Source organism: Desulfosporosinus nitroreducens, from assembly GCF_023897015.1.
In the GTDB taxonomy this organism is placed as follows: domain Bacteria; phylum Bacillota; class Desulfitobacteriia; order Desulfitobacteriales; family Desulfitobacteriaceae; genus Desulfosporosinus; species Desulfosporosinus nitroreducens.
Window position 1 is genome coordinate 1 of sequence record NZ_JAMHFY010000007.1, and the last position, 12,789, is coordinate 12,789.

Consider the following 12,789-nt stretch of genomic DNA (forward strand, 5'->3'; position numbering starts at 1 on the left):
ATGTTCTTAGAGGTCACAACACTCCAAGCTGCTGCAATCGACAGAATCGCAAAAATAAAGAAAACGATTGTGCTCACCTCACTCCACCTTCCCGCTTGATATGTTCGCTTGTTTGGAACGCGCCATCATATCCCAAAGTAATTCTTCGCGATGGTAGACCGCATTTTCATAGACTTGGCAGAGTTTAAGGGCTTTGGTTGGGCAGGCTTCCGTACACAACCCGCACAACAGGCAACGGCCCATGTTCATATGGTAAGTCTGTAATACTTTCTTATTTTTGTCATCCTTTTCGCTGGTTAGAATAATAACCTGATTCGGACAAGCGTTGACACAAAGTCCGCATGAAATACACTTTTCGGGTTCAAGAACCATAGAACTCCGTGTACGGGAAGGAAGAATCGGCTTTACTTCAGGATAATATTCTGTAAGATTAGGTCCGTAGAGACGTTTAATTGTAATACTCAAGCCTTTTAATAAACCTTTACCAAACACTCTTTTACCCTCCAATCCGCACAATGAATAAATCGTAAACATAAATGCCCAGACCTGTTAAGAAGATATTGACTAACGCTAAGGGAAGTAAGATCTTCCAGGCAAAATGCATAAGATGATCGATTCTCATCCGGACAAAGGTCCACCGAACCCACATCATTAAGAAAATTACTAACCAGATCTTGAGAATAAACCATAACCACCCGGGTAGGAATTCAGGGCCGTACCAACCACCCAGGAACATCGTAACAGCGATTGCCGATGTAGCGACCACATTACCGTATTCGGCCAGCATGAACAATCCCCACCTAAGTCCGGAGTACTCCGTGAACGGTCCGGCGACGATCTCCTGTTCCCCTTGGACATGATCAAAAGGAGCCCGGTTAGTCTCCGCAATCCCAGCTATCAGGAAAATTAGAAAAGCCAAAGGTTGCAGGAAAATAAAAGGAATGGTTTTCTGCGCTTCAATAATAGCTGATAAATTAAAGGTCTGAGTAATCATGACTACCCCTAGTAAAGAAAAGATCAAGGGTATTTCGTAACTGATCATTTGGGCTACTGCCCGCAGTCCCCCTAGCAAAGAGTATTTATTATTGGATGCCCATCCGGCCATTAAGATCCCCAAGGTTGTTAATGAAGAAACTGCAAAAAAGTAAAGTATACCCAGATCAAGGTCAATGGCGACCATTTCTTCACCAAAAGGAATGACACCAAATACCATCAAGGTAACACCTACTAGCATCATGGGAGCCATTTTAAAGAGGAATTTATCCACATTGGCAGGGGTAATATCTTCCTTACCCAACATTTTCACCGCATCAGCGATAAATTGGAACCAGCCGTGTGGCCCAAGTCTATTGGGACCTGATCTCTGTGATACCCAGTGGGCAAATTTGCGTTCCACCAAACTAAGAAACAAAGCTGCAACGACCATAATCAAAAAGAGCATAATAAATACGATAATATTAATGCTCAAGTCAGCTCCAAACGAGTGGGAATCGGCAAAAAGTCCACGGATGGCGGCCGCAATATTTACAAACAGATTGTTTAAAGCGTCCATCTTCTTCTCCCCTCATTGAAAAGTTCTTACTTATCCACTTCCCCTAAAACAAGATCCATAGATGCGAAAATAGTCACAAGATCTTGTATCTTCCAACCTTTAACTATCTCAGGCAGCATTTGAACGTTAACAAATGCACCGGTACGAATCCGAACTCGAGCCGGTTTCGTCGACCCATTACTAACAATGTACCAACCCATTTCTCCCTTAGGGTTCTCAACTCGGTGATAAACTTTGCCGACCGGCGGCTTAAGCACCTTAGGAACCTTCGTCATCACAGGGCCTGCTGGGATGTCTTTGTAAGCCTGTTCGATAATCTTTTTACTCTCTTGGATCTCCAGCAGTCGAATAAAGTGCCGGTCATAGGTATCGCATCCATACAACACCGGGATCTCGAAATCAAACCTGTCGTAAATACCGTAAGGCTCGGCCTTACGCACGTCATACTGTACTCCAGAAGCCCGTAAATTGGCCCCCGTTATCAGCAGATTTTCTGCCAATTCCTTAGGAAGAATCCCAACACTTTTCATGCGTGATTGAGCAATCTCATTCCCGAAAAAGATACCATAGTACTCCTCAATCATCTCAGGCATATCCTCTAGAAAACTCTTAAGGGCAGGCATAAACTCCTCCGGAACATCTTGACTGACCCCGCCGATTCGGAAGTAATTGGGAGTCATACGATTGCCCGCCGTCATTTCAAACAGGTCGAGAATCCGCTCGCGGTCACGGAAACAATAACTCCATGGAGTCCAGCCGCTAATATCTAAAGATCCACTCGCGATCATAACCAAATGACTGGCAATCCGCCCTAATTCTGCAAAGATGATGCGGAGGTACTCAGCACGCTCAGGCACTTCTGTATCCATCAATTTCTCAACTGCTTGGACGTAACCAAGACTGTTATGTGGACCTGCCAGATAATCTAAGCGGTCTGTGTACGGAATAAACTGAGTATAAGTTCGACTTTCTGCCATTTTTTCCAGACCACGATGGAGATAGCCGATTTTGGGTTCAACTTTAGTAACAACCTCTCCATCCAAATGGACCACCATGCGAAACACGCCATGCGTACTCGGGTGTTGGGGGCCCATGTTTAAGGAGTACTCTTGAGTTCCTTCAATCATCATAGTTTCCCCACCTATTCCCCTTCTTTTCTTACTCTCATAACAGCACGTTGTTCATGACTCTCAATCACATAATCCTTCCGCATTGGATATCCTTCAAAATCATCCCACATATAGATACGTTTCAAATTTGGATGTCCTCTGAATTGCAAGCCGAACATATCGAAGGCTTCACGCTCTAAAAAGTCTGACCCCTTCCAGATCTGAGTAACTGAGTTAATCACAGGATTATCTCGCTCAACTCTGGCGATAATACGTAAACGCTGAGGACCGCGAAGACTGGATAATTGGTAAACAACTTCGAGGTGATCCCCCAGATCCATTCCACATAGGTCATGCAAAAAATCACATGGGACATCTGCAAAGTTCCTAGCATCTGTTAAAGCTTCTAATATATATCGGCCATCAACAGTTAATTCAAGCTCGCCCAGGTTCTCTTCAACTTCTCCGTTAAACCTGGCAGCTAATTCGATCACTCGGACTCTCAAAATATCACTTACCATAATTAATTAACCTCGCCTTAGCAGGATTCTGGATCTTCTGTTTAAGTTGTAACATCCCAAAAATCAAAGATTCCGGCCTGGGTGGGCATCCTGGTATATAGACGTCAATCGGAATTATGCTATCCGCCCCCGGTACCACAGCATAGGAGTCTGCAAACGGCCCCCCTGAGCAAGCACAATTGCCCATAGCAATAGCCCATTTAGGCTCTGGCATTTGATCATAGATACGCCGTGCTACTGGTGCCATTTTCCTCGTCAAAGTTCCTGCCACAATCATTAAATCAGCTTGTCTCGGCGAAGCTTGGAACACCTCATACCCGAAACGAGATAAGTCATAACGGGGATTTCCTGTTGATGCCATCTCAATTGCACAACAAGCCAGACCGAATGAATTAGGCCAAAAAGAATGTACTCGGCCCCAGTTCAAGAACTTTTCTATGCTGGTAAGCAAAATATTTTTTTCTTCCATAGCCTCAGCATCGCGCAGCTCCATCTCCCTTTTTACATCCACTCCAAAGCACCTTCCTTCCAAGCGTACCAAAAACCGACGATGAGAATAATCATGAAGACAAACATTTCCACAAATGCAAAGGTCCCTAGTTTACGGAACGTCAATGCCCAAGGATACAAAAAGATTGTTTCTACACTAAAGGCGGCAAAGACAATAGCATAAAGAAAGTAGTTACTTTTGAATCCAATCCAGGCCTTTCCAATTGGCAGATTACCGCATTCATAGGTTGTTAATTTTTCCTTATGCGGCTTATGGGGTGCCAGCAGATGCACAATAGTCATCACTACGATCGGTAAAACCACTGCAAACGCAAGTAACAGTCCCACTGCAGCAAAATTATCTGACATTTTATTCTCTCCTTTCACTCAGCTTTAGTGCCAGTTCACTTCCTTTCGAGATGTAAGTTGTAACCTTATTCCCTCCTTCCTTAACACCTACCTTAAAACTGATATAACTCCTTGTTATCAGTCTCGGCACTGATTTATGATAAACTAGCCCTTATGAAGCCACGTTTTGACACTCCCCAAACGCCGTGGCTAAAAGGATATTACAATAGCTAAAAGTATATATCTAGCTATTAGTATATACTTAGAGAAAATCGACTTCAATTGATAGATAATTTTATAACTTGTAAAATTACCCATTAAGTTTCATAAACTACCAAATAAATTAATTAAATACTATATCCCCGCATAATACGCGAAAAAACAACTTTAAAGCGTTAGCTTCAACAAATCGCAGTCTCTAAGAACACTAGTATTTTAAGATCCTGTCAATGAAAAAACCTTCGGTCCCCTTCTCCAAATGGATAAGGGGACCGAAGGAAACTCAGGAAAAAGGAACACCTATGTCCTGGCATACTCAAGGATCTTGGCTTCTACATGGCTCAACCACCGCACATCGGCTTCCGCGTGAAACAATGCCGCATCTGTGAGAAGATCAGTCATCATATTCTCCCGGTTAATCCCACCTTTGCTCAGGCGGTACTTAGCTTCTGTCAGTTCTCTCATTTGTTCCATGTATATTTGAGTCTGTCGTTCAAGGAGTTGGAGCGCAAGCTCCGGATTCTCCCTGCTAATGAACACTAATTTTATAAAGAGTTCATCTCGAAGAGCCCTTGGTTTGGTAGCCGGTTCTCGGAGCCAACGCTCTAACTCCTGAACCCCTTGCGGGCTAATATCGTACACTTTCTTGTCTGGCCGAAAACTTTGCTCTTCTTCAGTTCCGCTAACGAATCCTTCTTTATCCAGCCTGTCTAGTGTGGTGTAGATTTGTCCGTAATTAAGGTTCCAGAAGTTCCCTATTCGCGCATCAAAAATACTTTTTAGTTCATATCCATGGCGTGGGGCTTCTTTTAAAATACCTAAGATGGCGTGTTTAACCGGCATGACTAACTACTCTCCTTATTCTGTTTATTCTTTTATGTACCGATTGGAAAGTATACGTGATATAAGTGCAACTAAGGCGGTCGCCTTCGCTATGCTTCTCCGCTAAGTTAACACGTGCGAAGACAGTGTCTGCAAGAAAGGCTAATACGTGCGAAGACAGTGTCTTCGTGTGTGTGGGCGCCAGCCAAGTTTTCTTTTATATGAGTTTAAACCAATCATAATTATTTACTCTGAACGCAACGCTTTGACTGGATCAACTTTGGAGGCTAACCATGCTGGGTACAGTGTACTCAGACCAACGACCAACGCCATGACGAGGGCAACTCCGATATTCTTGGCCCAAGGGATTGATACATCCAAGACCCAACCATTGACGTTTTTATCGAATATGGTCCCTCCAATCTGAATACCGGCGGCCACCGGAATGGATAGGACTATTCCTGCTATAAACAAAGACCCCACTTCAATTAACAACACACTTCTGATTTGTCCACGGGTCAGTCCTACAGAACGAAGAGTGCCGATTTCACGAACCCGCTCCAGTACAGAAATCAGCATAGAATTGGCAGTCCCAACCGCTGCCACGAGGACTATTACAATAATTACCAAGTTGAAAATATCGCATATACTCCTGTTCAACTTGATCATGCTGTCCCGAAAATCTGAAGCCAAGGCTACCTGCACCCGGAAGTCATTTTGCAAATCTGCCTCCAACCGATCCCGCACCAAGGCTGGTGATACGCCTGGTTCCAGGGTTAAGTAGATATGATCAATCGAGTGGTCACCCCAATAGCGAAGATAGTCTTGGCGGTTCATGTACACACTGCCATTATAGCTATAGAAATCCTTGATAATGGCAACAACCGGAAACTCAAGGTTTCCAGCAGGGGTAGGAATTTCCAGTTTTTCTCCTCTGTGCACGCCGTATTTCAAAGCCATTGATTCAGAAATCCATATATTACCTTCTTGTTTGATGGCGTCCCAAGCTTCATCCTTCCCCGGCTCAAGCACATGGGGAGTGGCTAATTGACGACTATCTAGGACATCGTAGATTTGAAGATCGAGGGGATTGCCGTGCCATTGAATACCGGTGGTACGTAATCCGGCAGCGACTCTTACCCCGTCTACCTTACGGACCCGTTCCAACAACGCTTCAGGTAAACCTACTTGATTACTGGAGAAGGTCTGTAATCCCTGGGTAATCACAATGTCTGACGAAATTAAGGTGTTAACCCAGTTGCCAAATGTCAGATTAACACTGGCGAGGATTCCTAAGAAGCCAAAAGCTACAGCCAAACCAAGAAGTATGGGCATTCCAGTAGCCACTGAACGTCTTGGAGTGCGCCGAAAGGAGCTTAGCCCTAGGCGTCCAGTCAAGCCAAACATTGTTTCAGCCATAGGTTCTAACTTATCTAAAACTATGATTAAAAAAGGTGGCATCAAAACGGCTGCTCCTATCACTATACCGGTTAACGCAGCTTGGAATAATAAGGACATGTTATTCACGAAGACTAGAATCAACCATGACGAAAGAATTAGAATAGCACCGACTACAATCCGCCATCGAGGGTAACCGAGTTCGATTTTAGAATATCGGCTGTTCATGGCCTCGATCGGCGCGATATTGGCAGCCTTCCAAGCAGGTAGCCAAGCAGAGAGAAGGCATGACAGCACGCCCGTCAGCCATATCATGGCGTAATCAAGCATCGTAAAACGAATGCGGGGAATAGACACCTTGAACACTTGGCTCAAAGTTTCGCTCACTGTGCTGAGCAAACCTTGAGCCAAGTATGTCCCTAAGAGGAGCCCCAGGGAACTGCCAATTACACCGATAACTATTGATTGGGCTATGATTAATTTATGGATTTCCCAGCGTCTCCAACCCAAGGCACGCAGGATTCCAAGTTGACGACGTTGTTCGGATACCGCAACTCTCATCGAGTTATACATGACATACAGAGCCAGGAACAAGCCCATGAACCCATAGACATTATTAAGGCTCTTAATGAAACCCAACATTTTGTCTTTAGTCCCGTCTCGTCCCAAGGGCGTGAGCACTTCTACTCTATTACCCAAGCTTTCCTGTAAGGCTTTTTGCACCGCCAGTACATTGTCCGGGTTTTGCAGGACAATGCTGATGTACGATAATTTCCCCTCCAGCTCGAAAGCCTTCTGAGCCGTTGTCAGGGGCATAAAGACCACGGCACCGCCATTGGTTTGGGCCACTCCGCTGTCCTCCAAGATTCCGACCAGGGTAAAATCCTGCATTCCCAGCATAGTCTGGACCTGCCAGATATCCCCCACTTTTACCGGCTTCCCCCGTAACAATTCCTTCGGTACAGCGATCTCTCGGTGATCCTGTGCTGGCATGCGGCCTTGCGTTACCCGATAAGTACGGATTGCTGCATCTTCTCCGGGCACAATGCCCATCAGCGTGGTAAATCCCGGCAATCCTTTGACTTGCACAGAGCTCTGCACAAAAGGAACTGCCGCTTGTACCCCTGCGGTCTTTTGGACTTTAGCTAGTAAAGTATCGCTCATGCCACCCTGAGGGGCTTTCACCTCCAAGTGGGCATTTCCCCCAAGTAAACTAGCAAACTCTCCCCTCGCATAATCGATACTACTATTCAACCCTTGCAAAGCCACCAACGCCGCTATCGCTACCGCCACACTCAGCGTATTTAAAATTGCCCGCAGTTTTCGACGGCGAAAATAGGCTAGAGCTAACTTTATACTTAACAACTCTCTCACCTCGCCGTCGAATCTAGAATTCGTCCGTCTTTCAGGCTGATCAGAGAGTGACCGTACGCGGCAACCATGGGATCATGGGTGACCATGATGACTGTGACGCCCAGATCTTCAGTAATTTCTTTTAATATAAAGAGCATCTGATCACCGGTTTTGGAATCCAGGTTACCCGTAGGTTCATCCGCTAAAATTAGAGAAGGTTGGTGAATGAGAGCCCGTATGATGGCTATCCTTTGCATTTGGCCCCCTGATAATTCTGCTGGATAGTGTTTACGCCGGCTTTCAAGATCCACCCGCTTCAACCAGTCACTCACTTTAGGTTGCCAAACTGAGCGGGGCTGGCCGGCCATTAGTAAAGGCAAAGCTGCATTCTCTTCGGCACTTAGGGTGGGGATTAGATTGAACAACTGAAAGATAAAACCGATTTCCTGGCGACGAAACAAAGTGAGCTGATTATCCTTCCAGTCGGAAATTCTCCGCTTGTTGAGGTAAATATCCCCTTGACTTGGCTTATCTAAGCCGGCCAATAAATTTAATAGTGTGGACTTGCCGGACCCGCTTGCCCCCATAATGGCTAGGAATTCTCCCGCTTTGACCTCTATACTCACTTTATCCAGAGCAACTACTTGTTCCTTGCCCTGGGTATATTGTTTACTCACTTGATCTAGCTTAACCTCACTTCCCTTGAACTGGTTTTCTCCCACTGATTCTATATTTTCCCTCTGTGGTTTCATCCATAGTTTCATCCTCTCTGCCTATATGGCTAAAAGTATATATCTAGCTAATAATATATATGTCACAAGCTCGAAATTCAATATGCTTTTCATGATTTGCAATCCCTCAGTGAACTTCAAGGACATCATTGCATAAAAATAAGGACTTCACGTCGTCAAAACGAGAAGCCCCTTGCAGGCGCCGATCAGTCTCTCTTCTATAATTCTGCAGCGCTCTCTAACAGCGCCACAAGCAAATCCACAGCAGCTTTAACATCACGTGTGTCAATCATTTCAGCCGAGCTGTGAACATATCGCGTCGGTATTGATAACACTCCTGAAGGTACTCCTCCTCTGGACAAATGAATAGCTCCAGAATCTGTCCCCCCATACTCTAAAATCTCCCACTGGAAGGGAATGTTTCGTTCAGTGGCAACCGCTGCCATCCAACGCTTAATTTGAGGAGAGGTGATCATAGAACGGTCGAGGACTTTGATCCCCACACCACTTCCTAACTTAACAGACATAGTATGTGCTTTAGGAGTATCTCCGGTAGCTGTGACATCCACAGCAATTGCTAAGTCAGGTTCAAGAGCATAGGCAGCCGTTTTGGCACCGCGAGTCCCAATTTCTTCTTGCGCCGTAAAAACAAACGCCAATTCATGGGGGGACTTGGTACGTTTGAAGGCTTCCATTGCTATAAAACAACCAATCCGGTCATCAAGGGCCTTGGCTATAATTCTAGATCCAGATTCCACGAAATCTCCCATAAAAACTGCCGTTTCTCCTATGTGAACAATCTGTTCCGCTTCTTCCCGCGAAGATGCACCAATATCCAGATAGAGTTTATCAAGTTTGAAATCGCTTGGCTTATCTAACTTTTCAACTCCGACTGTTCCTACTCTCCCCTTACTCAACTCAACTCTCTGTCCAACCAAGTTTGGGATGCGCACTCCACCGAGGGGGGTAAAACGCAAGAACCCCTCTTGGTCAATATGGGTGATCATCAAGCCGATTTCATCCATATGAGCAGCAACCATGATTTTTTTACCAGTTCCATGACGCGTGACGATGAGATTTCCTAAAGTGTCTGTCTTTAGTTCGTCACAATAAGGCCGCAACTGAGTGGATATATATTTCGCGACCAGCTCTTCGGAACCTGATGGGCCAAATATCTGTGTTAAGTGTCCGAGCGTGCTATAGTCCAAATTTATCACCTTTATCCTCCTTATCAATCACGATAACCCTCAGCATAGGCGGAAAATCCTTTTAATAGTTCATAAACGAGGTTAAGGCAAGCTGTATAGTCCTTTTCTGAAATCACCGAGGCAAAAGAATGAATGTAGCGACACGGTACACTTAAAACAATCGTAGGGATTCCGGCTTTGCTAACATGAATAGGACCGGCGTCATTTGCGCCGCTGCTTCCGCGCCGAAACTGTAAAGGAATTTCCTTTTGACGAGCGACGTCCGTTACCCATCGGATAAGTTTAGGGCTATAGAGGGTTGCTCTATCCATGAGTGAGCAAGCAGGGCCCTTACCCAACTCGGTAACCCATCCCTCTTCTTCGCGATCAGACACATCGGCAGCTACTGTTCCCTCAATAACAATCGCAAAATCCGGAGCAAGGTGATAAGCAGCAACTTTAGCGCCTCGGAGGCCTGCCTCCTCTTGCACTGTAAACGCAGCAACAAAAGGAAAATCACTGTCTTTCTTCAGCAGGTCTGCCAAGATGGCACACCCTGCCCGATCATCAAAGGCCTTCCCCTTGTAAAGACCCTCCCCGAAAGGTTCGCATTTCGTCATGAAGTAAGCGTAATCACCCAGTTTCACCTTACCAGAGGTGTCATCTTTAGATTTAGCCCCGATATCAATATATAGTTGGTCAAAGGTCAAAGCCTTTTGACGTTCAGATCGTTTTTGTAAATGGATTGCTTTGGCCCCAATGACCCCTGCTATGGATTCGTTAATTAGTACGGGTTTGGATACAAGAATTCGGGCATCAATTCCGCCTACAGGCCGAAATTTGAGGAAACCGTCACTGGTTATATCGATGATCATCAGCGCGACTTCGTCCATATGAGCAGCAACCATAACCTTTGGACCAGTAAGATGTCCATTTTTCACCGCAATCAAATTTCCCATTTTATCGATGTTAACGGAGTCGACAAAGGGTTCAATGTGTTGACGCAAAAAATTGCGCACGTGGCTTTCAGCGCCAGAAGTACCATTTAATTCACTTAATCTCTTTAATAACATAACAATCCCTCCAGATCGTCCGGTAAGGAGGCTATAAAGTGGGCCAGCAGTTTTCCAGAGTTAACTACATCTTGCATATCGAGAGTTTCCACTGAGGTATGCATATACCGCAAGGGAATTGAAATCAGCCCCGTAGGAATCCCCGCTTGGCTTACTTGAATAACCCAAGCGTCCGTTCCAGAATGTCCAGGAATTGGTTCTATCTGAATGGGTAACCGATGTCCTCGAGCAGTTTCTGAGAGCTGACGATAGATGGCGGGATGAATATTGGGTCCGAGAGCCACTGCAGGCCCCTTACCTAAGTCAATGGCGACTTGGCCCTTCGTATCTGGAGTACTAGCGTGAGTAACATCTATTGCCACTGCTAAATCCGGATTAAGCGTATAGGCACTGGTAATCGCTCCCCGAATTCCTACTTCCTCCTGGGTTGTCGCTACTGCAATCACATCGTGGCCGTGATGCAGGCGGGAGAGTTCTTCCAAGCAAACCAACATGACCACGACCCCGGCGCGATCATCAAACGCTTTCCCCGCTATCACGTTATTAAGTAAAGGATATGTTTCTCGCCTGAGGGTAATGATATCCCCTACTTGAATAACCTCATTAAGCTTTGTGGGTGAAAGTCCAACATCAATAGTCATATCCTCCATCTTAACGGCTTGATCCGAATCCAGACTTTCTAATAGGTGTGGAGGCAAGGAGCCGATAATACCAGGGATAGTCCGGCGCCCATGAATAAGTACTTCTTGGGACAAGAGGGTTCGCTGGTCTACCCCGCCAATGGAGGTAAAGCGCAGAAACCCATGGGGATCGATCTTTGTTACGATCAGACCGATCTCATCCATATGCGCAGCTATCATTATTTTTTTATTAGGTTTGCTATTCCCTCTTTTAAGAGTATATACATTGCCAAATGCATCGCATTGCACTTCATCAGTTAACGATTTAAAACGCTCCATAACCAAAGAAGCAATCGAGACTTCGTGACCTGAAACCCCTGAGCTTATCGATAAACGATTAAGAAATTCTCTCGCACTCCGCATTTGCTCGTTGATCAAACGATACACCTTCTCCCGAAAAAACTGCTTCAATGTCGTAATGTTTATATATTACTTCGATTTTTAATTCAGAATAACCTGCAAAATCATTCTTCCAAACAATGCAGGATCTTCTTTAAAGAGCTTTTAAGATTCACTAAAATAGATCCAGCAAACGAACGAATGATATTTTATAGAGAATATACGTATGTCCCTTTCTTTTAAAAGTAATTAAATATACCTCAATTCTGTCTTTCAATTCATTCTTTTCTGAATTGGAGAACTTCTCTAAATCCAAACTACTAGGTTCAAAAAAGTTGTATAATTAGATTATTGTTGTGAAAGTAAACACATACTACTTGAATTAGAGGTAAGAAATAATGAGTATCTTTGAAGTCATTATGTTGATTTGTTTTGGCGCAGCTTGGCCCCTTTCCATTTATAAGTCTTACACCTCCCGATCCACCGCAGGTAAAAGCCTAGCTTTTCTAATTGTTATCCTTTTTGGATATGTTGCTGGAATTTTACATAAAGTTTTTAATCAGTACGATGTGGTTGTATATTTATACCTGCTGAATTTCATAATGGTTTTAACCGACCTTTTGATTTACTTACGCAACCGACGAATGAGCACTACTCCCTCCCACCGTCATAATTCAAAAACATCCCCTCCTGCAGTATCAGCTAAATAAAGATGAAAAACCCTCCCGTGGCCGTGATATCCGGAAACAGGGAGGGTTCTTTACTTCTCAACTTCTGGTTTCGCCAGGTCGTACCACTTTTTCCATTTCCAATTTGACTGATACTAATCATGGATTAGATAGGCATGCAAAAATGAACTCTGCCCCTGCTCACCGTTATAATAGCTGGACAGCAAGCAACTTAAATGTTATTATTAAGTTGTTAGGAAAATTTAGTAAAATTAGTTTATTAGGTTTCCCAGGGTTTAA

At 44.6% G+C, this 12,789-nt stretch carries 13 protein-coding genes; 1 reads left to right on the forward strand and 12 read right to left on the reverse strand.

What is annotated here, in order from left to right; translation table 11 throughout:
• Positions 1-78: 78 nt before the first annotated feature.
• The 12 genes from M8E35_RS09670 to M8E35_RS09725 form a co-directional block, all read right to left on the reverse strand.
• Entirely contained in the window at positions 79-492 is a 414-nt protein-coding gene (locus M8E35_RS09670; protein WP_252468651.1) for a NuoI/complex I 23 kDa subunit family protein, read from the reverse strand.
• 4 nt (positions 493-496) lie between these two features.
• Positions 497-1,552 (reverse strand): NADH-quinone oxidoreductase subunit NuoH, encoded by a 1,056-nt coding sequence (gene nuoH / locus M8E35_RS09675; RefSeq protein ID WP_073033060.1) that lies wholly within the window; start codon positions 1,550-1,552, stop codon positions 497-499.
• A 26-nt stretch (positions 1,553-1,578) separates the two neighbouring features.
• Positions 1,579-2,682: an NADH-quinone oxidoreductase subunit D gene (locus M8E35_RS09680; protein WP_073033058.1), complete on the reverse strand. Its 1,104-nt coding sequence runs from the start codon at positions 2,680-2,682 to the stop codon at positions 1,579-1,581.
• An 11-nt stretch (positions 2,683-2,693) separates the two neighbouring features.
• On the reverse strand, positions 2,694-3,182 hold the full coding sequence (locus M8E35_RS09685; RefSeq protein WP_252468652.1) for an NADH-quinone oxidoreductase subunit C: 489 nt from the start codon (positions 3,180-3,182) through the stop codon (positions 2,694-2,696).
• Complete coding sequence (locus M8E35_RS09690; RefSeq protein WP_252468653.1) at positions 3,172-3,693, reverse strand: NADH-quinone oxidoreductase subunit B; 522 nt, start codon at positions 3,691-3,693, stop codon at positions 3,172-3,174. Before M8E35_RS09690 ends, M8E35_RS09685 begins: the two co-directional genes overlap by 11 nt.
• Positions 3,684-4,040 (reverse strand): NADH-quinone oxidoreductase subunit A, encoded by a 357-nt coding sequence (locus M8E35_RS09695; RefSeq protein WP_073033052.1) that lies wholly within the window; start codon positions 4,038-4,040, stop codon positions 3,684-3,686. Before M8E35_RS09695 ends, M8E35_RS09690 begins: the two co-directional genes overlap by 10 nt.
• Before the next feature lie 498 nt (positions 4,041-4,538).
• Entirely contained in the window at positions 4,539-5,081 is a 543-nt protein-coding gene (locus M8E35_RS09700) for a PadR family transcriptional regulator (RefSeq protein ID WP_252468654.1), read from the reverse strand.
• A 225-nt stretch (positions 5,082-5,306) separates the two neighbouring features.
• Entirely contained in the window at positions 5,307-7,832 is a 2,526-nt protein-coding gene (locus M8E35_RS09705) for an FtsX-like permease family protein (RefSeq protein ID WP_252468655.1), read from the reverse strand.
• Positions 7,829-8,563, reverse strand: a complete 735-nt coding sequence (locus M8E35_RS09710; protein WP_252468657.1) for an ABC transporter ATP-binding protein — start codon at positions 8,561-8,563, stop codon at positions 7,829-7,831. The genes M8E35_RS09705 and M8E35_RS09710 overlap by 4 nt, the downstream gene beginning before the upstream one ends.
• Positions 8,564-8,760: 197 nt before the next feature.
• A complete protein-coding gene (locus tag M8E35_RS09715; RefSeq protein WP_373887434.1) occupies positions 8,761-9,759 on the reverse strand; it encodes a M42 family metallopeptidase in 999 nt (332 codons plus the stop codon).
• A 14-nt stretch (positions 9,760-9,773) separates the two neighbouring features.
• Positions 9,774-10,802 carry a M42 family metallopeptidase gene (locus M8E35_RS09720; protein WP_252468659.1) on the reverse strand — a complete coding sequence of 343 codons (1,029 nt, stop codon included), beginning with the start codon at positions 10,800-10,802 and terminating at the stop codon, positions 9,774-9,776.
• Entirely contained in the window at positions 10,793-11,860 is a 1,068-nt protein-coding gene (locus M8E35_RS09725; RefSeq protein ID WP_252468660.1) for a M42 family metallopeptidase, read from the reverse strand. Before M8E35_RS09725 ends, M8E35_RS09720 begins: the two co-directional genes overlap by 10 nt.
• A 359-nt stretch (positions 11,861-12,219) precedes the next feature.
• Between M8E35_RS09725 and M8E35_RS09730 the strand changes: the two genes are divergently transcribed.
• The gene (locus M8E35_RS09730) at positions 12,220-12,531 is read left to right on the forward strand and encodes a hypothetical protein (protein WP_252468661.1); all 312 of its coding nucleotides are present in this window, start codon (positions 12,220-12,222) and stop codon (positions 12,529-12,531) included.
• The last annotated feature ends 258 nt before the right edge of the window (positions 12,532-12,789 follow it).

Coding starts and splice junctions, on each gene's coding strand:
- nuoH (WP_073033060.1), bottom strand. CDS start 1,552: ATGGACGCTTTAAACAATCTGTTTGTAAATATTGCGGCCGCCATCCGT.
- M8E35_RS09680 (WP_073033058.1), bottom strand. CDS start 2,682: ATGATGATTGAAGGAACTCAAGAGTACTCCTTAAACATGGGCCCCCAA.
- M8E35_RS09685 (WP_252468652.1), bottom strand. CDS start 3,182: ATGGTAAGTGATATTTTGAGAGTCCGAGTGATCGAATTAGCTGCCAGG.
- M8E35_RS09695 (WP_073033052.1), bottom strand. CDS start 4,040: ATGTCAGATAATTTTGCTGCAGTGGGACTGTTACTTGCGTTTGCAGTG.
- M8E35_RS09700 (WP_252468654.1), bottom strand. CDS start 5,081: ATGCCGGTTAAACACGCCATCTTAGGTATTTTAAAAGAAGCCCCACGC.
- M8E35_RS09710 (WP_252468657.1), bottom strand. CDS start 8,563: ATGAAACCACAGAGGGAAAATATAGAATCAGTGGGAGAAAACCAGTTC.
- M8E35_RS09720 (WP_252468659.1), bottom strand. CDS start 10,802: ATGTTATTAAAGAGATTAAGTGAATTAAATGGTACTTCTGGCGCTGAA.
- M8E35_RS09730 (WP_252468661.1), top strand. CDS start 12,220: ATGAGTATCTTTGAAGTCATTATGTTGATTTGTTTTGGCGCAGCTTGG.